This window comes from Microbacterium sp. HD4P20 (assembly GCF_019449275.2).
GTDB lineage: Bacteria > Actinomycetota > Actinomycetes > Actinomycetales > Microbacteriaceae > Microbacterium.
Map to the genome: position 1 here is coordinate 425,721 of NZ_JAHZQZ020000011.1, position 22,415 is coordinate 448,135.

General features: G+C 71.2%; 18 protein-coding genes. 3 read left to right on the plus strand and 15 right to left on the minus strand.

Translation table 11 applies throughout. The features are described 5' to 3' along the window. Positions 1–19: 19 nt before the first annotated feature. Both galK and galT read right to left on the minus strand, forming a co-directional pair. Positions 20–1,225, minus strand: coding sequence for a galactokinase (galK, locus tag K0817_RS05040; RefSeq protein ID WP_219980312.1), 1,206 nt, complete (start codon positions 1,223–1,225; stop codon positions 20–22). Further along, on the minus strand, positions 1,222–2,370 hold the full coding sequence (gene galT / locus K0817_RS05045) for a galactose-1-phosphate uridylyltransferase (protein ID WP_219980886.1): 1,149 nt from the start codon (positions 2,368–2,370) through the stop codon (positions 1,222–1,224). The genes galK and galT overlap by 4 nt, the downstream gene beginning before the upstream one ends. A gap of 129 nt (positions 2,371–2,499) precedes the next feature. On the opposite strand from galT, the gene K0817_RS05050 reads away from it, so the two are divergent. Next, positions 2,500–3,531 (plus strand): LacI family DNA-binding transcriptional regulator, encoded by a 1,032-nt coding sequence (locus K0817_RS05050; RefSeq protein WP_374209523.1) that lies wholly within the window; start codon positions 2,500–2,502, stop codon positions 3,529–3,531. 73 nt (positions 3,532–3,604) lie between these two features. Here the strand turns inward: K0817_RS05050 and K0817_RS05055 are convergent, their stop codons facing one another. Next, entirely contained in the window at positions 3,605–4,327 is a 723-nt protein-coding gene (locus K0817_RS05055; RefSeq protein WP_219980313.1) for a ThuA domain-containing protein, read from the minus strand. A 56-nt stretch (positions 4,328–4,383) separates the two neighbouring features. On the opposite strand from K0817_RS05055, the gene K0817_RS05060 reads away from it, so the two are divergent. Next, positions 4,384–5,505, plus strand: coding sequence for a glycerate kinase (locus K0817_RS05060; protein WP_219980314.1), 1,122 nt, complete (start codon positions 4,384–4,386; stop codon positions 5,503–5,505). Positions 5,506–5,532: 27 nt separating this feature from the next. Here the strand turns inward: K0817_RS05060 and K0817_RS05065 are convergent, their stop codons facing one another. The 12 genes from K0817_RS05065 to K0817_RS05120 all read right to left on the minus strand — a co-directional run bounded on the left by K0817_RS05065 (position 5,533) and on the right by K0817_RS05120 (position 19,839). After that, positions 5,533–6,978, minus strand: coding sequence for an aldehyde dehydrogenase (NADP(+)) (locus K0817_RS05065; RefSeq protein ID WP_219980315.1), 1,446 nt, complete (start codon positions 6,976–6,978; stop codon positions 5,533–5,535). Between the two features lie 250 nt (positions 6,979–7,228). Further along, complete coding sequence (locus K0817_RS05070) at positions 7,229–8,359, minus strand: mandelate racemase/muconate lactonizing enzyme family protein (protein ID WP_253735178.1); 1,131 nt, start codon at positions 8,357–8,359, stop codon at positions 7,229–7,231. Then, complete coding sequence (locus K0817_RS05075; RefSeq protein ID WP_219980316.1) at positions 8,356–9,255, minus strand: 5-dehydro-4-deoxyglucarate dehydratase; 900 nt, start codon at positions 9,253–9,255, stop codon at positions 8,356–8,358. The genes K0817_RS05070 and K0817_RS05075 overlap by 4 nt, the downstream gene beginning before the upstream one ends. Further along, positions 9,252–10,187, minus strand: a complete 936-nt coding sequence (locus K0817_RS05080; RefSeq protein ID WP_219980317.1) for an NAD(P)-dependent oxidoreductase — start codon at positions 10,185–10,187, stop codon at positions 9,252–9,254. Before K0817_RS05080 ends, K0817_RS05075 begins: the two co-directional genes overlap by 4 nt. Continuing rightward, the gene (locus K0817_RS05085) at positions 10,184–11,560 is read right to left on the minus strand and encodes a Gfo/Idh/MocA family protein (RefSeq protein WP_219980318.1); all 1,377 of its coding nucleotides are present in this window, start codon (positions 11,558–11,560) and stop codon (positions 10,184–10,186) included. The genes K0817_RS05080 and K0817_RS05085 overlap by 4 nt, the downstream gene beginning before the upstream one ends. A 193-nt stretch (positions 11,561–11,753) precedes the next feature. Further along, positions 11,754–12,767 carry a LacI family DNA-binding transcriptional regulator gene (locus K0817_RS05090; protein ID WP_219980319.1) on the minus strand — a complete coding sequence of 338 codons (1,014 nt, stop codon included), beginning with the start codon at positions 12,765–12,767 and terminating at the stop codon, positions 11,754–11,756. A 66-nt stretch (positions 12,768–12,833) separates the two neighbouring features. Then, positions 12,834–13,868, minus strand: a complete 1,035-nt coding sequence (locus K0817_RS05095; RefSeq protein WP_219980320.1) for a LacI family DNA-binding transcriptional regulator — start codon at positions 13,866–13,868, stop codon at positions 12,834–12,836. Between the two features lie 110 nt (positions 13,869–13,978). Further along, positions 13,979–14,908 carry a carbohydrate ABC transporter permease gene (locus K0817_RS05100; protein ID WP_219980321.1) on the minus strand — a complete coding sequence of 310 codons (930 nt, stop codon included), beginning with the start codon at positions 14,906–14,908 and terminating at the stop codon, positions 13,979–13,981. Next, positions 14,898–15,854, minus strand: coding sequence for a carbohydrate ABC transporter permease (locus K0817_RS05105; protein ID WP_219980322.1), 957 nt, complete (start codon positions 15,852–15,854; stop codon positions 14,898–14,900). Before K0817_RS05105 ends, K0817_RS05100 begins: the two co-directional genes overlap by 11 nt. 14 nt (positions 15,855–15,868) lie before the next feature. Continuing rightward, positions 15,869–17,152 (minus strand): ABC transporter substrate-binding protein, encoded by a 1,284-nt coding sequence (locus K0817_RS05110; RefSeq protein WP_219980323.1) that lies wholly within the window; start codon positions 17,150–17,152, stop codon positions 15,869–15,871. A 9-nt stretch (positions 17,153–17,161) separates the two neighbouring features. Beyond that, positions 17,162–18,766 (minus strand): FAD-dependent oxidoreductase, encoded by a 1,605-nt coding sequence (locus K0817_RS05115; RefSeq protein WP_219980324.1) that lies wholly within the window; start codon positions 18,764–18,766, stop codon positions 17,162–17,164. Continuing rightward, complete coding sequence (locus K0817_RS05120; RefSeq protein WP_219980325.1) at positions 18,763–19,839, minus strand: LacI family DNA-binding transcriptional regulator; 1,077 nt, start codon at positions 19,837–19,839, stop codon at positions 18,763–18,765. The genes K0817_RS05115 and K0817_RS05120 overlap by 4 nt, the downstream gene beginning before the upstream one ends. Positions 19,840–20,048: 209 nt before the next feature. On the opposite strand from K0817_RS05120, the gene K0817_RS05125 reads away from it, so the two are divergent. Continuing rightward, positions 20,049–22,385, plus strand: coding sequence for a DUF1349 domain-containing protein (locus tag K0817_RS05125; RefSeq protein ID WP_219980326.1), 2,337 nt, complete (start codon positions 20,049–20,051; stop codon positions 22,383–22,385). Positions 22,386–22,415 lie beyond the last annotated feature (30 nt).

The following is a 22,415-nucleotide window of genomic DNA, read 5'->3' on the forward strand; positions in this document are numbered from 1 at the left end:
TGAACCGGCGGGGCGTGCGTCAGGCGTCGCGAGCGGCGCCGTCGGAGGGGGTGACGGTGAAGATCGTGGGGGCTGCGAAACCGGATGCCGCGAATGCGGCGGTCGCGGCATCCGTCACGTTCTGCACCCGGTCGCGGGCGACGAGGGCGATCGCCGCTCCTCCGAAGCCGCCGCCGGTCATGCGCGCGCCGATCGCGCCCGCCGCCAACGCGGCATCGACGGCGGTATCGAGCTCGGGCACCGAGATCTCGAAGTCATCGCGCATCGAGACGTGGGAGGCGACGAGCAGATCGCCGATCGCGGTCGGACCCTGCTCGCGGAGCGTGCGCACGGTGTCGAGCACCCGCTGGTTCTCGGTGACGACATGCCGCACGCGGCGGTAGGTCACGTCGTCGACGAGGCCGGCCAGCCTGTCGAGGTCGCCGACCGTGACGTCGCGCAGAGCCGGCACGTCGAGGGCCGCCGCCCCGCGCTCGCACGCCGCCCGGCGCTCGCCGTAGCCGCCGGTCGCGTGGGAGTGGGCGACGCCCGTGTCGATGACGAGCAGTTCGAGGCCGGCGCCGTCGAACCCGAGGTCGACGATCTCGGTCTCGAGCGAGCGGCAGTCCAGGAAGATCGCCGCGTCGGCGCGCCCGAGGAGGGCCGCCATCTGGTCCATGATGCCCGTCGGGGCGCCGACGGCCTCGTTCTCGGCGACGCGCCCGGCCTTGGCAAGGGACACCCGGTCCAGCGAGATGCCCCAAGCGTCGGCGAGTGCAACGGCCGTGGCACCTTCGATGGCAGCTGACGACGACAGCCCCGCCCCGACGGGAACGTTCGACGCGAATGCGAGGTCGAGGCCGCCGACGTCGGCGGGGGATTTTCCGGATGCCGCCAGCAGCGCCCATGCGACGCCCAGCGGATAGCGGGCCCATTCGGTGACCTCGTCGCGGCGCTCGGGGAAGAGGGCGTCGAGCTCGTCGATCGCGACCTCGACGATCGCTTGGTCGAACGTCGATGCGACGCGCAGCCGTACGGCGCCGTCGGTGCGCGGCGCGAGCGCGACGTGCGTGCGCTGCTGAATCGCGAACGGCAGCACGAAGCCGTCGTTGTAGTCGGTGTGCTCGCCGATCAGGTTCACCCGGCCGGGGGCGGACCACGTGCCGACGGGCTCGGCGCCGAACTGTTTCCGGAAGAGCTCGCGCGCCGCCGCAGCGGTGCCGGTGGTGCGGGCGGTGTCGGTCACAGGGTCTCCTCGGGAACGGATGCCACGGCCTCGCGCAGGCGCGCGGCCGAGGTCTCGGGCGGGATATCGCCGATCCACGCGCCCATGGCGGCCTCGGATCCGGCGAGGAACTTGAGCTTGTCGGCCGCTCGCCGCGGGCTCGTCAGCTGCAGGTGCAGCCGGACGGCGTCGCGTCCGCGGTGCACCGGCGCCTGGTGCCACGCCGCGATGTAGGGCGTGGGGCTGTCGTAGAGCGCGTCGATGCCGCGCAGAAGGCGCAGGTAGAGCGGGGCGAGCTCGTCGCGCTCGGCCGGGGTGGTCTCGGCGAGGTCGGCCACGTGGCGATGCGGCAGAAGGTGCACCTCGATCGGCCAGCGCGCGGCGAACGGGACGAAGGCCGTCCAGTGCTTGCCCGACAGGATGACGCGGTCAGCCGCACGCTCGAAGTCCAGGATGCGGGCGAACAGGTCGGAGCCTTCGCGCTGGACCGAGTCCAGCAGCGTCGCGGTGCGCGGCGTGATGTAGGGGTAGGCGTAGATCTGGCCGTGCGGGTGGGGGAGGGTCACGCCGATCGCCTCACCGCGGTTCTCGAAGGGGAAGACCTGCTCGACGCCGGGCAGGGCCGAGAGGGCGGCGGTGCGGTCTGCCCATGCCTCGATCACGGTGCGCGCCCGCGTCGGGGTGAGCGAGCCGAACGAGCCGGAGTGCTCGGGGCTGAAGCACACCACCTCGCAGCGTCCGACGCTCGTGCGCGTGCGTCCGAGACCGGGGGCGTCGAGGTCGTCGAGACCGTGCGGCGCGTGCTCGCCTGCGGGCGCGTCGCCGTGTGCGACGGCGAGGGCCGGACCGAACGACGGCGACTTGTTCTCGAACACCGCGACGTCGTACATCGAAGGGATCTCGGAAGGGTTCGTCGGTGTCTGCGGCGCGAGCGGGTCGAGCTCGGCCGGAGGCAGGAACGCCCGGTTCTGCCGTGCCGCCGCGATCGAGACCCAGTCGCCGGTCAGCACGTCGCGGCGCATCGTGGCCGTCGCCGGGCGCGGTGCGAGATCGCGCGCATCGATCGCGCGGTCGGGCCCGAGGATCGTGCCGGGATCGTCGTAGTAGAACAGCTCCCGCCCGTCGGCGAGGCGTGCGGTGCGCTTGGCGACGCCCGCGCCGAGCATCTGTGCCGCGGTGGCTGCGGCATCCGTTCCGGACTCAGGAGTGTTCACGTCAACACGGTAGCAACTGCGCTATGTTAGCGTCAACACGATGGGGCCGGCCCGCCGGGCGATTCGCAGGAAGGTGGCGACATGGATGCAGCGGCGCAGCGCCGGGTTTCCATGGCCGACGTCGCCGCACGCGCGGGGGTTTCGGGACAGACGGTCTCGCGCGTGGTGAACGCCAGTCCTCGCGTCGACCCCGAGACGCGCGCCCGCGTCGAGGTGGCCATGGCCGAGCTCGGCTATCGCCCGCACCGCGCTGCCCGCGCACTGCGCACCGGCCGCACGCAGACCATCGGGCTCGTGGTGTCGACCCTGGCGACGGTGGGCAACTCGCTCATGCTGCAGACGGTGGCGGATGCCGCGGCCACCCGCGGCTACGCCCTCACCGTGGTGACGCTCGGCCAGGACGGCGCCGTCGCCGCCTTCGAGCGGCTGGCCGAGCAGGGCGTGGACGGCGTCATCGTGCTCAACGAGGCCACGGCGCTCGCCCTGGACGCGCCCACACCCCGCGGCCTGTCGCTGGTCGTGGTCGATGCGCCCCCGCACCTCGCCGCGTCCGGTGCGCGGCCCGCGTCTGCGCCGCGTCGGGGGATCGTGCAGTCCGACCACGCGGGGGGTGCGCGGGCCGCAGTGCAGCACCTGCTCGGGCTCGGTCACCGTACGGTCCATCACTTCGCGGGCCCGGTGACATCGTTCGCCGCCGCCGAGCGCGAGTCCGGCTGGCGCGTCGCGCTCGCCGAGGCCGGGCGGGACGTGCCCGAACCGCTCCGCGGCGACTGGACGGCGGCATCCGGTCACCGCATCGGGTCGACGCTCGCGGGCGACCGCGCGGTCACGGCGGTCTTCGCCGCCAACGACCAGATGGCGCTCGGGGCGATGCGCGCCTTCGCCGACGCGGGTCGTGACGTGCCCGGCGGCGTCAGCGTCGTCGGCTTCGACGACATCGCGGATGCCGCCGACTACCGTCCCCCGCTCACCACGGTGCGGCAGGAGTTCGGACGCCTGGGCGAGCTCGCGGTGCAGACTCTGGTGACCGGCATGGAGCATGGCGCGGACGCATTCGAGCTCGTGCCGACCGCGCTCGTCGTGCGTGGCAGCACCGCCCCTCCCTCGCGCTGAGCCTGGGCGCCGGGCGTGCGCTGTGCGCCGGGTCGAGGGTGAGAAACCCCACGTCGGTCGCGAGAGCGGAGGATCAGGGGTCGAGGCGGGCAGACCAGCGCGCGGCGCGCGCGAGCACGGCGCGCAGCTCGGCCGAGTCGTAGGCCCGGGCGTCGTGCCCGAGCGCGCTGACGACAGCGCGCACCGGCATCCGTCCCGGAGTGGCCTCGTGGGTCCAGACCAGCGGGTGGGCGACGCCATCGAGGTCGTGCACGGCCAGCACGTGCACGGCGGCGTCGACCGCGAGATCGGTGTAGCGCTCGTCGAACGCGGTGAAGTCCGCGGGCACGATGTCGTGCCCCGGCACGACCGCTCGCACCGAGGCGTCGCCGATCTCGGGATGCCACGAGCTGCCGTTCTTCCACTCTCCGCCGATCGTGCGGCTCCAGGCGGGGTAGTCGCGCAGACTCGAGACGGCGCTGTGCGTCGCGACGACGCCGATGCCGCGGTCGAGCGCCGCGGCGAGGCCCGCCTCGGCGGCCGGGTCGACGGCGGGCGCGGCGTCGGGGTTGCGCCAGGGGTCGCCGGCGTTCACGACGAGCAGCTCGGCGCCGGCGAGCTGCGTGAGCGCGACGTCGGGATCAGCGATGACGCGTGCGTCCCAGCCGTCGGCCCGCAGCAGGTCCGCGAGTGCGGCCGACGTCTCGGGATACGGATGCCACGGGTCGGCGTAGCGTCCGGCGCCGCTGGCGATCACGGCCCGCGGCATCCGTCCCCCGTAAGAGCGTTCGGCGGGCGGAGTCTCGGGAGCTGCCATGATGCGAGGATAGCGTTTTCCCTCCACGTCGTCTCGTTCTCCAGGAGAATGGCCCCATGCTGCACACCGTCGTGATCGCTCCCGATTCCTTCAAGGGCACGATCGCCGCCGCGTCCGCGGCGGCGGCCCTCGGGCGGGGGTGGCAGCAGGTGCGTCCTCATGACGCGGTGCGGCTTCTCCCCATGGCGGACGGCGGCGAGGGCACGGTCGACGCCTTCGCCACGGCGGTGCCCGGCGCCCAGCGCATGCCGGTGACGGTCACGGGTCCGGAGGACACGCCGGTCGAGGCATCCTGGGTCCTGCTTCCGCCGACCGGCGACGCCCCGAACGGCACCGCGGTCGTCGAACTGGCGAACACGAGCGGCATCGAGCTGCTGGGCTCTCCGGCGCGGCTGCGGCCGCTCGACGCGCACACCCGCGGGTTCGGCGAGGCGATCGCGGCGGCGCTCGCGCGGGGCGTGTCGCGGCTCGTGCTCGGCATCGGCTCGAGCTCGTCGACCGACGGCGGCACCGGCATGCTCACGGCGCTCGGGGCGCGGTTCACCGATGCCGCCGGCCGGCCGATCGCCGCCGGCGGCCGTGGGCTCGCCGACCTGGCGGCCGCCGACCTGTCGGGGCTGCCGCCGCTGCCGGCCGGTGGCGTGACGGTGCTGTCGGATGTGACCAACCCGCTGCTGGGCCCGCGTGGCGCGGCGGCCGTCTTCGGCCCGCAGAAGGGGGCGACGCCCGACGACATCGCGGCCCTGGACGCGGGGCTGGCCGGGCTCGCGGTGGTGATGACCGCGGATCCGGATGCGCCGGGCGCCGGCGCCGCAGGGGGGACCGGCTTCGGCCTGCTGGCGTGGGGCGCCATACTCGTGCCGGGGTCTGCCGCGGTCGCCGAGCTCGTGGGCCTGGACGAGGCGGTGGCCGAGGCATCCGTCGTCGTCACGGGCGAGGGGTCATACGACGGGCAGTCCGCCGCCGGCAAGGTGCCCGCGCACGTGGGCGCCGTCGCGGCAGCGGGCGGCGTGCCGGTCGCGTTGGTCGCGGGCCGCATCACTGACGACGCCGATGTATCGGGCTTCGCCGGAACCGCGTCGCTCACCGACCTCGCCGGCTCAGGCGCGGCCGCGATGGCCGAGCCCGAGCGGTGGCTCGTCGCTGCCGGCGCCGCCCTGGCAGGTGCGCTGCTCTGACTCCGCCAGAGCTGCGGCGCCCGCCGCCTACGGCACCCGCAGCGCGCCGTTGCGACGGTGCGGCAGCGTCGCGAGCGAAGCGTCGCGCAGCACGTCGGGAAGCAGCGCCTCGGGGGCGTCCTGGAACGTGACGGGACGCAGGAACCGGCGGATCGCCGTCGCGCCGACCGAGGTGTGCAGTGACGTGGTCGCCGGCCAAGGACCGCCGTGATGCTGCGACCACGTCACCGCGACGCCGGTCGGCCACCCGGCGAAGAGCACGCGCCCGGCCTTGCGCTCGAGCACCGCGAGCACGTCGGCGACCTCGTCGTCCGGCTCGGAGTGCAGCGTGCCGGTGAGCGACCCCGGCACCGCCCGCAGTGCCGTGAGCAGCTCGTCGTCCGACGAGTACCGCACGAGGAGCGTCACGGGGCCGAAGCACTCCTCGAGGAGCGTCTCGGGGCGGGCGGCGACGGCTGCGGCATCCGTCGACAGCACCACCGGCTGCGCGGCGCCGGCCTCGGCCGGAAGGCCCTGTGCCACAACGCTCACCGAGGGGTCGGCCTCGAGGTGCTCGATGCCGGCGGGGAAGGCGGCCGTGATGCGGTCGGTCAGCAGCGGTCCTCCGGCCGCGCCGGTCGCGAATCCGGCGACCAGCTCTTCGAAGCCGGCGCCCGCGGGCACGAACACGACCCCGGGCTTGGTGCAGAATTGGCCGACCCCGAGCGTGAACGACGCGACGAGCCCCTGCGCGAGCGCCTCTCCGCGCGCGGCGATGGCGGCCGGCGTGATCACGACGGGGTTCACCGAGCCCAGCTCGCCGTAGAACGGGATCGGGTCGGGACGGCCCGACGCGAGGTCGAACAGGGCGCGTCCGCCGCTGAGCGATCCGGTGAAGCCGGCGGCTTGGATGACGGGATGCTGCACGAGGGCGTTTCCGGCCTCGCGACCCTCCACGAGTGCGAGGGAGCCCTCAGGCGCACCGGCGGCCGCGAGCGCCTCCGCGACGATCGCCGCGGTGCGCTCCGACAGGAGCGGGTGGCCTGAATGCGCCTTCACGATCACGGGGTTGCCCGCGGCGAGGGCGGAAGCGGTGTCGCCCCCGGCGACCGAGAATGCGAACGGGAAGTTCGAGGCCGAGAAGACCGCGACGGGTCCGACGCCCGTGAGCATGCGCCGCAGCTCAGGGCGAGGGGGCGTCGCGGACGGGTCGGCGTCGTCGACGGTCAGCTCGAAGTAGGAACCCTCCTCGACCACGGTCGCGAACAGCCGCAGCTGGCCCGTCGTGCGTCCGACCTCGCCCCGCAGCCGGGTCTCGCCCAGGCGCGTCTCTTCGTCGGCGATCGCGACGAGCTCGTCGATGTGGGCATCGAGCGCATCGGCGGCTGCACGCAGCCACGACGCCCGGGTCGCGGCATCCGCTCCTCGCCAGATCGGCGCTGCGGCCGCCGCGGCAGTCGCGAGGGTGTCGAGTTCAGCGGTGGTGGTGGTCATGGAGAGATCCTTTCGTATCGGCGTTCCCTTGCGGGCCGGCCGGGTCTCGCGTGCCGCGCTCCGGCCTCGCGCGGCCCGGCCTCGATTCGTTCGTCACGTATGTACGCGAAACGGGCGTTCGGGCGTACATATGTGGCGAACGAACCCCGTGGGCGTGGGGGCGAGGGAGGGGAGGGCGAGGAGGGCGAGGGGGGCGAGGGAGGGGAGGGCGAGGAGGGCGAGGGGGGCGAGGGAGGGGAGGGGGCGGGGGTCATGAGAAGCGGATGCCGAGGCCGGCGTGCGGGACTTCGGTCAGGGTGCCGTCGGTGATGCGCACCGGCGAGGGGCCGTCGAGTGCGCCGAGGTCGCCGAAGCCGGCGTCCTCCACGTCCTCGGCCATCGGCTCGGGAACGCCCGGGACGCTGGGGAGTGTCAGTGCGAGCTGGCCGGACAGCTCGGGCAGCAGGTGCGGATGCACGGCCGCGCCGTACTCGGCGGCGATCGCGGCGATGCCGAGGAACGGGGTGATGCCGCCCACCCGCACGACATTGGGCTGCACGATCTGGGCGGCTCCGGATCGCAGGAAGTCGTCGAAGCGGAAGACGTTGTGCAGGTTCTCTCCCACGGCGATGGGGATGCCGCTCGACGCCTTCAGCCGGCCGGCGAGCTCGATGTGGCCGTAGAGGTCGTCGGCGCGCAGCGGCTCCTCGATCCATGCCGGCGCCACGGCCGCGAGTACCTCAAGCGAGCGCGTCGCGCGGTCGATCTCCCACCGCTGGTTCGCGTCGATCATGAGCGCGCGCTCGGGGCCGAGCACCTCCCGCACCGCCTGCAGGCGTTCGAGGTCTTCGGCGACGTCGGGCTTGCCGACCTTGACCTTCACGGCGTCGAAGCCCGCGTCCACCCACCGCTGCGCCTGGGCGACAAGATCGTCGAGGCTGTAGTGCAGGTTCACGCCCGAACCGTACGCGCGCACGCTTTCGCGCCGCGCGCCGAGGAAGCCGACCAGCGACGTGCCCGCGGCGCGGGTCGCGGCATCCCACAGCGCCAGGTCCAGCCCCGCGAGCGCGATCGTCGTGATTCCCCCGCCACCGGCCTCGTGCAGGTGCTGCCACAACGCACGCCACTGCGCGCCCGGCTCGGCCTCACGGCCGATCGCGGCGGCGGCGATGTCGTTCGTCAGCAGCGCGTGCACCGCTTCGGCGCCGATCTGCGGGGTCCACGAGAAACCCCAGCCCTCGCGGCCGTCCGAGCGCACCACGTGCGTCGCGATCACGCCGACCGAGGTCACCTCGGCGCCCCACGGGCGGGTGAGCGGCACGCGGATGAGGCGCGCGTCGAGCGACGCGATCGTCGCCCCGTCGCCGGCCGCCTCGACCGCTGGGGCCGTGGGGATGGTCACAGCAGCGCCCGTCCGGCCTCGAGGATGCCGGCGAGCCGCGCCTCCTGCTCGGGGCTGGGGTCGACGAGCGGCGCCCGCACCGAGCCGACGGGCAGGCCACCGAGGCGCAGCCCTGCCTTGATGAGCGAGACACCGAAGCCCGGCGTCTCGTCGCGCAGCCGCACGAGCGGCGAGTAGAACCCGTCGAGCAGCGCGGTGCGCCGCGCCTCATCGCCCGCGACGTACGCGCGGTAGTACGCATTCGCGACCTCGGGGACCATCGCGAACGCCGCCGACGAGTACAGCGGGATGCCGATGCCCCGGTACGCGCCCTGCGTCAGCTCGGCCGTGAGCAGCCCGTTGAAGAACGCGAAATCCTCGCGTCCCTCCTCGGCCACGGCGCGCACGATCTGCTGGGCGAGGCCGACGTCGCCGACGCCGTCCTTGAAACCGACGACCTTCGGGTTGCGGGCGAGCCGGCGCACCGAGTCGACCGAATACTGCGCGTTGCCGCGGTGATAGATCACGACGGGAAGATCGGATGCCGCCGCCACCGCCTCGACGTAGGCCACGAGTCCCGGCTGCGGACCGCCGACGAGGTACGGCGGCAGCACCAGCAGTGCGTCTGCGCCGGCGTCCGCGGCGGTCTTCGCCACGGCCGTTGCATGGCCGAGCGGTCCACCCGTGCCGGCGACGACCGGCACGCGCCCGCCCACCGTCTCGGTCGCGATCCGCACCACGCGCGCAACCTCGCCGGCCGACAGCGCGTGGAACTCGCCGGTGCCGCACGCCGGGAACACGCCACCGGGGGAGTGCTCGAGCGTCGTCGAGATGTGCGTGCGCAGCAGACCCTCGTCGACGCGGTCGTCGGCGTCGAAGGGGGTGACGGGGAAGAAGAGGATGCCGTCGAAGTTCACGCCAGCACGTCCTTTCGGGCGGGTTCGGAAAGAGGGAGGGCGCCGAGCTCGCCGCGCCACGTGTGCTTCGGACGCCAGCCCAGCAGGCGCCGTGCCTTGGCGTTGGAGAACGCCGGAGCGGTGCCGGTCAGACCCGCGGACAGCTGTTCACTGCCGGGCACGAACTGTGGCAGCAGCTCGGCGAGCGGACGGCGGGCCAGCGCGTCGTCGGCGCCGACGAAGAAGACCTCGGCGTTCGGGATGCCGGGCAGCGCCGCGAGCAGCGCGTCGACGAACGTCGCGACGTCCCGCGCATCGACATAATTGAACAGCGCGGGGGCCGAGAGCGCCGGGTCGTCGAGTCGTTCCCGGACGGTATGACCCTGCTGCGTGGGCGCGCCCGCCCATTCCTCGGGGGCGATGACGTAGCACGGGCGGAAAGCGGCGAACCGGGTGGCGTCTCCGGTCTGACGTGCGAGCATCGCGATCGTCTGCTCGGCGAGGAGCTTCGACAGGCCGTACGCGTTCCACGGCTTCGGCGTCGTGCGCTCGTCGAGGGGGAACCGGTCGGGCAGCCACCCCGCCGGCGCGCCGTAGCCGAGCACCGTGGGGCTCGACGCCGTGACGATCCGTTCGATGCCCGCCGCGACGCCGGCCGCGAGAACGTTGAGCGCGAGCGTCGCATTCGTGCGGAGGATGACGTCCTCGGGAGCGCTGAACGGCACGGCGATCGCAGCGAGGTGCACGAGCGCGTCGGCGCGGGCTTCGGCGATGGCGCGGGCCGCGGCATCCGGATCCGTCAGATCCACCGCGATCTGGTGGATCCCGGTGAGCTCGGGCGCTTCGGACGCGGCGCGATCGAGCGAGACGAGCTCGTGGCCGGCCGCGGCGAGCCCCGTGACGAGACTGCGACCCAGACGCCCGGCCCCTCCGGTGACCGCGATGCGGGTCATGCGCGGACCGATCCGGCCGGGGCGGTGCGGACGTCGTCGCCCTCGAGCAGGCGGATGCCCAGCTCGGTGACATGTACCGGCAGCCCCGTCTCGAGCGAGCGGTTGCCGGCGATGCCGACGCAGATCGACCGCACCCCGTCGCGCCAGTCCGCGGGGCGTGCGAGCGGATCGTCGCCGGGCCCCTCGAAGACATCGGCCAGCAGCAGTGCGTCGCCGCCGCCGTGCCCGCCGGTGCCGTTCGAGATCGGCACTTCGTACGCGGCCTCCCAGTGGCGCTGCACGAGCAGCCGCTCGCCCTCGGGCCTCAGCGATCCGGAGGTGCCGGCGTCGACCGCGGACGGGTCGAGCACGGGATGCAGGCCCTCGTCGGCGAGCACCGCGCCGCGCTCGACGACGTCGAGCTCGGCCCGGCCGAGCGTGCCGTTGACGGCGACCCGGTACCCCTCCCACGGGGCGTGGGCGTTCAGCGAGTAGCTGAGCGTCGCGCCCGAGGCGTAGTCGACGATGAGCGCCAGGTTGTCTTCGATCGTGATGCCGTCGGTGAACACGTCGCGGTCGCGCAGGTAGCCGTCGTGCTGCTCGGCGTCGAGGTACAGCGCCTTCAGTCGCTCGTCGTCGCGCAGATCGAGCTCGAACGGGTCGCCGGCCCGAGGGGCGCCGAGGGGAGTGCCCCGCTCGGGACGATTCCGGATGCCCCGTGCCGCCGCGTTCTCGGAACCGTAGAAGCGCAGCCCGCCAGAGGCGAACACTCGTCGTGGCTCGGCTCGGATCCACCAGTTCACGAGGTCGAAGTGATGGCTGGACTTGTGCACCAGCAGGCCGCCGGAGTGATCCTTCTCGCGGTGCCAGCGGCGGAAGTAGTCCGCGCCGTGCTTGGTGTCGAGCATCCACGAGAAGTCGATGCTCGTGACCTGCCCGATCGTGCCGTCCTGGATGACCTGGCGCAGAGCGCTGTTGCGCGGGGAGTAACGATAGTTGAAGGTGATCACGACCTCGCGGCCGGTGCGAGCGATCGCGTCCTCGATCGCCGCCGCACTCGGGGCGTCGATGGTCAGGGGCTTCTCGACGACGACGTCGGCCCCGGCATCCAGCGATCGCACGATCAGCTCGGCGTGGAGGTCATCGCGCGCGCACACGATGGTGCGGTCGACCCGCTCGGCGCTGATCATGCGCTCGAGGTCGGCGGGCGCGTAGACGGCCGGGGCGTCGTGGCCGGCTGCCGTGATCCGGTCGACGTAGTACTGCGCGCGCACCGGGTTCGGCTCGCAGATCGCGACGAGCTCGGCGTCGTCGGCGTACGGGCCGATGAGGGCGTCGACGTACATCTGGGCGCGGTGACCGGCTCCGATCAGTGCGTACCGGCGGTGGCTCATGTGCGATGTCCTTCGCTCAGGAAACGTTTTCTCACGATACCACGCCTCCTCACCCTGACCTCCCGCTCGCCGACCATGTGGGTTCTGCGCCGAGCATGTCTCCTTCTCACCGAGCATGTCGACATGCTCGGTGAGAAACCCACATGGTCGGCGCCGAATGCACATGGTCGGCGGAGGAGGAGGGGGGAAGGGGTCAGGGGGCGGGGGCGGGGCCCGTTGAGCCGCGCACCGTGAGCTCGGGCAGGAGGGAGAGCGGATGCGCCGGCTCGGCGCCCTCCAGCAGCCCGCGCATGCGCGCCCAGGCCTCGGCGCCGAGCTCGCTCGCCGGAACGGCGGCGGTGGTCAACGGCGGGCTGGTGTAACGGGCGAACGGGATGTCGTCGAACCCGACGATCGACAGGTCGGCCGGGACGCGGCATCCGTCGGCCTGCACCGCACTGAGAAGGCCCATCGCGACGAGGTCGTTGAAGGCGAGCGCCGCCGTCGCCCCCGAAGCTCGCACGGCCGGCCCCGCCGCGGCGCCGGCCTCGAAGTCCACGCCGCACGGGATCTCGGTCACCTCGACATCGTGGTGGCCGGCGGCGAACTCGGCGATGGCTTCGAGGCGCGCCGCGTTCGCGACGCTGCGCGCGACGCCGGCGAGGAACACGATGCGGCGGTGCCCTTGGGCGTAGAGGTGCTCGAGCTCGGCCGTCAGGGCGCTGCGGTAGTCGGCGCGCACCGAGGGCACGTCGCCCGACGAGCGGTTGATCAAGACGACCGGCTTGAGTCCGCCGACGAGCCGGTCCAGCTCGTCTTGCGGCAGGCGCGGCGAGCACAGGATGACTCCGTCGGTGCGGCGTCGGGTTGCGGTGGCGAGCACCCGCTCCTCGTCCACGGACTCGGCGGAGTCCGCGACGAGCACGTGGTAGTCGTCGGCCGCCGCCGCGCGGCTGAGTCCCCGCAGGATCGCCTGGAACGTGGGGTTGCCGAGGTCAGGCACGACGACGGCGACCGTCTGCGTGCGGCCGAGCACCAGACTGCGCGCGACGGGGCTCGCGGTGTAGTCGAGGGCGGCCGCGGCATCCCGCACCTTCTCCGCCAGCGCGGAGTCGACCGTGGGGTTGCCGTTCAGCGCCCGCGAGACCGTCGACAGCGACACGCCCGCCCGCGCCGCGACATCGGCGATCGTCACCCGGGCTCCGTCGGCACGAGGTGGTCGAGACATCCGCTGCTCCCTCCGTCGGCTCAGCCTACCCGGACAGGAAACGCTTCCTCGGTGGATGAGGCGGGATCAGGCGCGGGGCGGCGTGGAGCCGCGCACGACCACCTCGAGGTGCAGGGGCGGCTCGGAGGCGTCCCACTCCGGCTCGAGCGCGGCGTGGAGCGCGCGGTAGCCGAGATCCTCGAGCGGGACGCGCACCGTCGTGAGGCCGGGGCGGATGTCACGGCCCGTTGCGATGTCGTCGAATCCGGCGACGGCGACGTCCGGGCCGACCTGGCGCCCGGCATCCCGGATCGCCGACATCACGCCGATCGCCACGACGTCGCTGATGCCGAAGATCAAGGTGCCCGCGGGTACGTCGCCCTCGAGCAGGTCGCGCGCGGCGGCGTAGCCGGCGTCGCGCGTGAACCCGGTGCGGCGCACCTCGCGCACCGTGCCGCCCGCGGAGCCGAATCCCTGCGTGAAGCCGGCGACGCGGTCGTCGGAGGTGCGGATCCCCTCGGATGCCGCCACCACGATCACGTCGCGATACCCGAGCCGTGCCAGCTCGGTGCCCAGCGCGGCGGCGCCGCCATGGTTGTCGACGGCGACCGACCGCGTGCTCCCGGTGCCGGGGCCCAGCATGACCACGCGACCGCCCATGCCCGAGAAGGCGTCGAGCTCGGACTGCAGGCCGACCGCGTCGGGTCCTTCGGTGCGGGATGCGGCGAGAATGAGCCCGCGCGGACGCTGACCGCGCAACGCGCGCACGAGCTTGACCTCGCGCTGCGGATCACGTTCCGTGATGGCGATCGTCACGACCAGCCCGGCCTCGTCGGCGCCGCGCGCGACTCCGGAGGCGAGCTGGCTGAAATAGGGGTCGGCGATGTCGGCGACCAGCAGCGCGACGATCGCAGAGGTGCCCCGGGCCGTCGCCTGGGCTGACAGATTGGCGGTGTAGCCGAGCTTCTCGGCTGCCGTCTCGACGCGCTCGCGATAGCTCTCCGCGACCTTGCGGGTGGAGCCGTTGAGCACGCGCGATGCCGTGGCCAGCGACACGCCCGCCTCGCGGGCGACGTCGTGCAGGGTGGCAGCGCCTCGGGTCGGCGCGGAGGGGTTGCTCACAGGCGAGAGTCTAAGCCCTGTGTGCGATTCGGAGGCGGCACCGGCAAGCGATTTCCTCAGCACGGCGAGCCGCATGTCGCATGTGCGGAGGACCCTGCGACATGCCGGGCTCAGCCCTTCAACCCCGTCTGCGCCAGCCCTTCCACGAACTGCTTCTGCGCGAAGACGAAGACGATGAGCACCGGCAGCGCCGTCATCGTCGAGGCCGCCATCTGCACGTTCCACATCTCGCCGCCGTAGGCGTCGGTGTACCGGGTGAGTGCCTGGGGGAGGGTGAACAGCTCCGGCGACAGCAGATACACGGTCGGCTCGAGGTAGAGGTTCCACACGTGGAGGAATGTGAAGATCGCCACCGCCGCGAGCGCCGTCCTCGACAGCGGGAGTGCGATGCGCCACCAGATCGACCAGCGACCGAGACCATCCAGCCGTGCTGCCTCTTCGAGCTCGACCGGCAGCGTCACGAAGAACTGCCGCATGATGAAGGTCGCGAGCACGCTGGGTGCGCCGAATGTCGTGACCAGGAGCAGAGGCCAGTGCGTGTTGACCATGCCCCACGAGTTGAACATCTGGAACAGGGGGACGATCGTGACCTCACTGGGAATGAGGAGTCCCATCAGCACGACCATGAACAGCAGGTTCTGACCGGGAAAGCGGATGCGCGCAAAGGCGTAGCCGGCCATGGCCGAAACGAGCATCGTGCCGACGGTCACGAAAAGGGCGATGTAGACGCTGTTGAAGTACTGGCGGGCGAACGGCTGGATCGTGAAAGCGTCGACGTACGCCTGGAGCGTGGGATCCGCCGGCCACAGCGAAGGCGGGAACGCGAAGATCTCGTTGACGGGCTTCAGCGACGACGTGATCATCCACCAGGTCGGGAAGACGAATGGGATCGCGACGACGCAGAGTGCGCCGTAGAAGAGCACCTTCTTCCAGGCGGGAGACAGTCGGCGCGGTCCGCGTGAAGACGGCCCGGCGACCTCGGGCAAGCGGGGGACGAGGGATGCTGCCGGCTCGGCTGTCGCAGCGGTGTCAGTTCTCATAGAAGACCCACCTCTTTCGAAGTTGCCACTGGGCGACGGTCAGCACCAGCACGATGAGGAACAGCATGATCGCGAGGGTCGAGCCGTATCCGAAGTGATGGAAGTCGAAGGCCTGCTGCACGAGGTAGTACACGAGCACGGTCGTCGAGATACCTGGGCCCCCCTGAGTGAGCACAGCGATCTGCGCGTACACCTGCAGTGAGCCGACGATGGTGATGATGAGCGTGAGCAGGATCGTGGGGGAGATGAGCGGCAGCACGACCCGGCCGAAGATCTGTCGATCGTTCGCGCCGTCGACCCGTGCCGCCTCTTGCAGCTCGCGCGGCACACCCTGCAGCGCCGCGAGGAAGAGCACCATGTTCAGCCCGACGTTCTTGAAGACCTGCACGATGATGACGCTCGCCATCGCCGTCGGCCCCTCGCGCAGCCAGTTGGGCCCGTCGATGCCGATCATGGCGAGCAGGCCGTTGATCCCGCCGTTGTCCTGCAGCAGGAAGCCCCACACGATGGTCCATGCCACGAGCGACACGACGACAGGCGAGAAGAAGATCGTGCGGAACACCGTGACGCCCCGCCACCGCCGGTTGAGCATGACCGCGAGCAGCAGCGCCAGCGAGAGGTTGAAGACCACCAGACCGACCGAGAAGACGCCGGTCGCGGTGAGCACCTGTGCGAGTTGCGGATCGGAGAAGAGTCTCTCGACATTCTCGAGTCCCACGTAGGTGAAGCTGCCGGCCAAGACGTTCCACTCGTGGAACGCGTAGTAGAAGACCAAGACCAGCGGCACCAGGACGAACAGCACGATCCCGGCCAGCTGCGGGGCGATGAAGACGTAGCCGGTGAGTGCGTCGCGTCGCCGATAGGTCAGCCACGGTCGCCGCGCCGCGCGGGGGGCACTCCCGGACCGCGAAGCGTGGTCCGGGAGTGCGTCCGTTGTGACGGTCATGTCGTCCTTCGGGTCTACAGGAGGGGGTCGATCGCGGCGCAGGTCGCCTCGAGGACTGCGGGGATGTCGGCGTCCGGCACCCAGAGCTCATCGAGCGACGCGCGCACCTGCTGTGCGATCTCGGCGGAATCGGTGTGGCTCGGACGCACCTGGCCGTTCTCGATCCCCGGGACGACGACGGACTCGATCTGCTCTTCGCTCAGCAACGGGTTCGCCGCGGAGAGCGTCTCGGCGGTGAGCAGCGAGGTGCGCGGTGGCGGGAAGTAGGCGGCGAGCTTCTCGGCATTGTCGGGGTTGGTGAAGAACGCGAGGAACTCGGCGGCTGCCTGCGTGTTCTCGCTCTGACTCATCACGCCGATGCCGGCCTGACCGGTGACGGAGTACTCGCCCACGGGTCCTTCGGGCAACGGCAGCAGGTTCCACGCGAAGCCGCCCTCTTCGAGAAGGTTCGCCCGCGAGATCTGCGTCACCGTGAACGCCGCCTCGCCCGCGAAGAAGTCGGCGGTCGTCCCCGGTCCGGGCATCGACTGCGATGTGAAGGCGGCGTCGTGCAGGAACTCGAACGCCTCGACCATCTCGTCCTCGGCGAACATGCACGTCGCGCCGTCCTCGCTCCAGGGCTCGGCTCCCCAGCCGTTCCACACCGTGCTGAGGTAGTCCCAGTTGAGGTACTCGAAGTCACGGATGACGAAGCCGGCGTTCCCGGTGGCTCCACGCACGGCCGCACCGATCGCATCGACGTCTTCCCACGTCCACCTGTCGTCGGCGAGAAGCTGAGCGGATGTCGGCTGTCCTGCCTGTGCCAGGAGGTCGTCGTTGGCGAAGACGACGAACGGCGAGGTGCTGAACGGGTACGCCAGCAGCTCCCCTTCGCTCTCCCACAGCGCGGTGGCGCTGGGCGCGAGGTCGTCGAAGTCATACCCCTGGGTGGATTCGAGCACTTCGTTCAGTGACACCAGTGCGCCGCTGGAGACGAAGTCCGGCGCGGCGTTCTCGAGGATCCAGGCCAGGTCGGGGGCGTTGCCGCCCGCGAGCTGCGTCGTGACCGTCGAGGTGTAGTCGTCGAACGGCAGGGGATCGAAGGTGATGGAGGCGATCTCGGGGTGATCGGCCATGTACTCCTCGGCGATGGAGTCGAACAGGGCGAGGTGGTCCTCGTTCGAGGTCCATACGGTCATGCGCAGATCGATGTCCTCTGCGGGTTCTGCATCGGGCGCGGGGCCGCCCGCACACGCGGTGGCGACGAACGCTGTCGCCGCGAGCAGTGCGGCGGCGGTCAGCGGCTTTGCTGATCTCATCGGGTTCTCCTAGTAGCCGGTGACGTCGGGCCAGTGCAGCTCGACGCCGTCCTGAGTGAGCAGGGATTGGAACTCCTGCAGAAGCGCAGGAGTGTTCCGCACCGCACGGGGGGTGGTCGTGCGGTGCAGGCTGAAGGCGGCGAGTGAGCCGGCGGCCTCGCCGATGTTCCACTCCACCGGGTGGAGCCGGAACGCGCCGTTGGTGATGTGCGTGGTGCCGGCGTTCTTGCCCGCGGGAAGCAGGTTCTCGAGCCGGCGCGGGATGAGGATGCCGATCGGGATCTCGAAGGGGGCGCTGGCCACATCGAGGTAGTTGTCGCCGTCAGTGGAGGGGTGCAGGTCGATCCGATACATGCCCACGCCGACGGATTCGCCGGTGGTGAAGGGCCGCCCGTGGCCACGCAGGGCGATGGAGAGGTCCTGTTCGGTGACGCGGATCTCGGTGAGCAGGCGGCGGGACTCCCGGATATACGGTGCCATGGCAAGCCCGTCAGGCCCCTGCGTGACATCGCCACGAAGGCGCAGGCCGGGGAAGCCGGCGCCGCCGTCCGGCCGGGGGGCCTCGGTCTGCAGCCAGTAGAGCATCGACAGCGACTGCTGACGCGCCCGGCTCTTGTGGCGCTCGGCCTCGTCGGCCGAGACGTCCACGAGCGTTCCGCCGAGGTAATCGATCATCGGCCAGTTCACGAGCACGAGGTCGCTCGGGAACGCGCCCGGGGTGAAGTTGTCGCGTGCGAGGATGCGGCGGAAGGTCCACAGTTCGCGATCGCCGGGATCCTTCCCCTGGTCGGCGAGCGCGGCGGGCCGCGCCGCGTGCGGCGTGAACGTGCGGGTCAGCGTTTCGAGGGTGCGGGGGTCGGGTCCGGTGAGCGAGAGCATCGGTGCGCCCCAGTAGGGCGGTTGCTGGCTGCGCCACATGTCGTACTCGGCCGGGCGGTCGATGGTGTGGTCGCCGTCGACGTGGTCGACGACGAAGCACCAGCTGAACGCCTGCTGGTTGCCCGGCTGCGGCTGCTCCGGCGCACTGGGCTCGCCGGTGTCGGATCGTCCCTCGAATCCCGTGACGTACTCCGCGCCGGTCAGTGGAAGCAGCTCGCCGAGTTCCGTGGCGTCGATGATGTAGTCCGCGGTGACGATCACCTCGGACTCGTCGTCGAGCCGGCGCAGCGTGATGGCACGCACGCGGTCGTCGTCGACGTCGGCGGCGATGGGGACCGCGGGCTGGACGAGGGTGAGTCGCCCCGAGGCCCGGTGCGGCGCGAGCATCGCCTCGATGACGGCGACACCCGCGCTCGGTTCGGCGCACAGCCGGCTGACCATGCCGTTCCCCGGATTGAGGGTCGGGTCGGCGAAGGCCCTCGCCGTCAGCGGATACCACCGGCGATAGTGCTCGCGGATGCCGTCGCGCAGACGCCGGTACCGCGCGGTGGCTCCGAACTGCTCGATCCAGCTGTGCTCGTCCATCGGGACGGCCTGGCTGGTGAGCTGGCCGCCGAGCCACCCGTACTCCTCGCTGAGCACGACCTGCCGGCCGGCATCGAGCGCCGCGAGCGCCGCGGCGACGCCTCCGAGGCCGCCCCCGACGACGAGGATCTCGGTGCGCAGTTCGGTCATCGGGGCGTCTCCTGAGTGGTGCGAGGGCGGGCGAGCGTGGTTCCGGCGGTGACAGCGCAGTCGAGCGTGATGCGCAGCTCCGACTCGGGGACGTCGGTGGTCGGGTCGAGGATGCGCGACAGCAGCGTGAGCGCCTCGGACCCGAGCCGCGTGCGCGGGGGGCTGAGACGGGTGAAGTCGAGGTCGCTCTCGGAGGAGCGGGAGGGGTCGGCCAGAGCGACGATCGAAAGATCGGCGGGAACCGAGACACCGTCGCGGGCCATGTGCGGAAGCATCCCGATCGCGTACGTCGGGTTCTCGACGAAGAGCACCGTCGCGCCCGAGGAGCGGACCCGCTTCCAGTCCTCGGCGGCGTCCGTGCCGGCGCTCGCTATGAACGTCGTGGCGTCGTCGGCGGCGATACCCCGCCGTTCGAGCTCCGCCCTGAAACCGCGCTGACGGTCGAGCACCGACTCGCCTCGGCTGTCGGGATGGACGTACGCGAAGCGCCGGTGACCCAGATCGACGGCGCGAGCGGTGAGTTCGGCGGTACCGGTCACGTAATCCGCGGCGACGTACGGCACACCATCGGCTTCCCGGCGTCCGACGGCGACGAAGGGGAAGCCGCTGGCGACGAGTCGCTCGAGCTCTTCCGTGTCCATCTCCTGTCCCAGCAGCAGGCAGCCGTCGGCGAGCCGCAGGCGGTTGTTCTCGTGGAAGAGTCGTCGACGCGCACCCTGCACCGGCGCGCTGGTGAACAGGAGCAGATCGCATCCCAGCACCTCGGCTTCGGACTCGATGCCGGTGAGCAGCGCCGCGTAGAAGTCGAGACTGGCGCTCGGGAACGCCGGTTCGTACGTGAAGACGCCGATGATCTTGTTGCCCACTCCGGCGAGCCGGCGCGCGGCCGGGTCCGGCACGTACGTCGTGCTGTTGATGACCTCGAGCACCCGCTGACGAGTCTCTTCGGGGATGCGGGTGGAGGCATCGGCCTTGCCGTTCAGCACGAGCGAGACGGTCGCCTGGCTGACGCCGGCGAGCTCGGCGATACGTCGCTGGGTGATCCGGCCCTGCGCGCTGGGTTGTGTCGTCATCGAACTTCCTCTGGTGGGACGGCTGCCGTGCCGTGCTGCCTGGGGCCCCGTCTCGGGCTAGCTCTAGCCGAATCGGGTAATACGCATTAGCATAACGGATCTCGGCTGATAATGCGTATTAGCACCTGCCGGCCGAGTATACGCACAGACCGCGGGGCCATGTCAAACGACCGTGCCAGACCGTGGCAAACGCATCGAAGGAGATACGGATGAGAACTACCGCGAGACGCCGTGCGAGCGTCGTCACCGCCCTCGGAACGGCGGTGGCCGCCGTCGTCGCCGGTGTGCTGGCCGTCCCCGCCGCCCACGCTCAACCGGCCGTTGGGGCGGGGACGGCCATGGCTGCCGGGGCGGTGTCGACGGCGGTCGCCCCGCCGCCGGAGGGCTGGCCCGAATTCGGCTACCAGGGCGTCATCACCGACAAGCCGAACATGGACTACAACCCGACCAACGAGTACATCTTCCCGAGCATCTTCCACGCCGGCGCCTACTTCGACGACCCGCTCGGAGAGTGGTATCTGTACCTGGCGCCGCACGACTCGCCCGCCGGTGTGATGCTCATGTACGCCGACAGTCTCGAAGGCCCTTGGACCGAGTACGAGGCGAACCCGATCATCGCGAGCGAATGGCTTCCGCACTACGACGTCAGTCACACCTCCAGCCCGGATGCGATCTGGAACGAGCAGGCCGGGAAGCAGTTCATGTACTTCCACGGCGAGAACTCGGTCACCCGCTACGCCACCTCGGACGACGGCATCCATTTCGAGTACGGCGACATCGTCGTGTCGAACGCCATGGGCGGGCCGAACGTGACCGAGAGCAGCTACGCCCGCGTCTTCGAGCACCCTGATGAGGCGTCGGAATACGAGTACGGCATGTTCTACATGGGCAACGAGCGTGACAACATCCGCCGCATCCGCCTCGCGGAATCGGTCGACGGAATCACTTGGACGGTGGATCCCGACTACGTCGTCGCGCCCGGCGCGGAGGAGGGCCAGAACGTCTCAGCGGCCAACCTCTGGGAGTGGGACGGTCAGCTGTACGTGATCTACCACGCCTCGAGCGGCAAGAGCTACGCGCGGACGATCGACGCGACCCTCCGCGATGTCGGCGAGGTGCCGATCATCCTTCACCAGGCGAGCGGCGTAGGGGCCGATGTGGGCCGCGTGGCGGCGCCCGAAGTCGTCACGCATGAGGACGAGACCTACCTGTTCTACGAATCGGGCGATCGGCTGGGTGCCACCATCGCGTGGGCGAAGGACGGCGCAGAGCCGGTCGTCGAGATCCCGACGGGCTTCCCTGCCGATCCCGAGAATCCCGTGTTCGATACGTGCGCGGCAGCGGGATCGGACGAGTTCGCGGGGTCGCTGAGCGAGACGTGGGACCGCGTCGTCAGGGAAGACGCCGCCCGCCACGCGGTCGAGGACGGCAAGCTCGTCATCCCCACGTACACCGGCGGGGTCGCCGCGGCGCCCCTGCTTCAGCAAGAGCTTCCCGAAGGGCCGTGGCAGCTCACCGCGCCGGTCGGAATCGATCCCACGCAGACCTTCCAGCAAGCCGGTCTGCTGCTCTATGCGTCCGACACCCACTACGCCAAGTTCGACCTCGGACGAGCCACGCCCGGGCGCACCGTCGAGTTCGTCTACCACCGCAACGGCTCGAACCGTCAGGATTCCTCTCCGCCCGCTGTTCCGGGAGCGACGAAGATCTGGCTGCGGCTGACCAGCGACGGCACACAGATCACCGCGTCCGCGTCATATGACGGCGCTGTCTTCGCGAACTTCGGCCGTCCGATCCCGGTCGCCGAGGCGGGCTTCACCCACGTGGGTCCGTTCGCGTTCCGCGGGTCGACCTCGGCCCCCGAGATCACCGGCGCGTTCGACTGGTTCCGCTGGTCGCCCACGGTGGAAGAGTACGAACAGTGCCTGGTCGAAGAGCCCCCGCTCCCGCCCGATTCGGAGACCACCTCGCCCGGGGCGGGCGTGCTGTCTTCGACGAGCGGGTGGGCCCATGGGCTGGAGGACGGCAACTTCGAGCTGCGCTGGAACATGTGGTGGGGTGCGAACGCCGCACGCCTCAAGGTGTACGAGAACGGCGAGCTGATCCACACCGCCGATCTGACTCCGGCCGGGCCCGCGCCGCAGTCGGTGGTGGTCCCGGTCGCGGGCCGCGGGAACGGTGACTACGTGTACACCGCCGAGGCGATCAACTCGCGGGGCGCGAGCAGTCCGGCACCGTTGACAGTGAAGGTGACGGATGCCGCCCCCGGCGTCCCTCGGCTGTCGACCTCGAATCGTGACGGCGACGGCAGCTTCACGATCACCGCGAACATGTGGTGGGGCACCAACGCCTCGGCGTGGCGCCTGTTCGAGGACGACATCGAAATCGCATCCGGGGCGCTGACGGCGGCCAGCCCGGCCGCGCAGCGCGTCGAGGTGCCCGTCGACGGCCGCAGTGCCGGGGAGCACCGCTATGTCATCGAGTTCACGAACCCCGCCGGCGCGACGCGCAGCGACCCGCTCGTGGTCCGTGTGAACGGGGGATGAGCCGTGGGTGCGGGCCGTCGAAGGACGGTC

Excerpts from the sequence above, each read along its gene's own strand:
- galT (WP_219980886.1), bottom strand. The coding sequence starts at position 2,370 with ATGCTCGGCGCGGGCGTCGCCAAGCGCACCGCACGCCTCGCCGACGGG.
- K0817_RS05050 (WP_374209523.1), top strand. The coding sequence starts at position 2,500 with ATGGATGCAGCGGCGCAGCGCCGGGTTTCCATGGCCGACGTCGCCGCA.
- K0817_RS05055 (WP_219980313.1), bottom strand. The coding sequence starts at position 4,327 with ATGGCAGCTCCCGAGACTCCGCCCGCCGAACGCTCTTACGGGGGACGG.
- K0817_RS05060 (WP_219980314.1), top strand. The coding sequence starts at position 4,384 with ATGCTGCACACCGTCGTGATCGCTCCCGATTCCTTCAAGGGCACGATC.
- K0817_RS05065 (WP_219980315.1), bottom strand. The coding sequence starts at position 6,978 with ATGACCACCACCACCGCTGAACTCGACACCCTCGCGACTGCCGCGGCG.
- K0817_RS05080 (WP_219980317.1), bottom strand. The coding sequence starts at position 10,187 with ATGACCCGCATCGCGGTCACCGGAGGGGCCGGGCGTCTGGGTCGCAGT.
- K0817_RS05085 (WP_219980318.1), bottom strand. The coding sequence starts at position 11,560 with ATGAGCCACCGCCGGTACGCACTGATCGGAGCCGGTCACCGCGCCCAG.
- K0817_RS05090 (WP_219980319.1), bottom strand. The coding sequence starts at position 12,767 with ATGTCTCGACCACCTCGTGCCGACGGAGCCCGGGTGACGATCGCCGAT.
- K0817_RS05100 (WP_219980321.1), bottom strand. The coding sequence starts at position 14,908 with ATGAGAACTGACACCGCTGCGACAGCCGAGCCGGCAGCATCCCTCGTC.
- K0817_RS05105 (WP_219980322.1), bottom strand. The coding sequence starts at position 15,854 with ATGACCGTCACAACGGACGCACTCCCGGACCACGCTTCGCGGTCCGGG.
- K0817_RS05110 (WP_219980323.1), bottom strand. The coding sequence starts at position 17,152 with ATGAGATCAGCAAAGCCGCTGACCGCCGCCGCACTGCTCGCGGCGACA.
- K0817_RS05115 (WP_219980324.1), bottom strand. The coding sequence starts at position 18,766 with ATGACCGAACTGCGCACCGAGATCCTCGTCGTCGGGGGCGGCCTCGGA.
- K0817_RS05120 (WP_219980325.1), bottom strand. The coding sequence starts at position 19,839 with ATGACGACACAACCCAGCGCGCAGGGCCGGATCACCCAGCGACGTATC.
- K0817_RS05125 (WP_219980326.1), top strand. The coding sequence starts at position 20,049 with ATGAGAACTACCGCGAGACGCCGTGCGAGCGTCGTCACCGCCCTCGGA.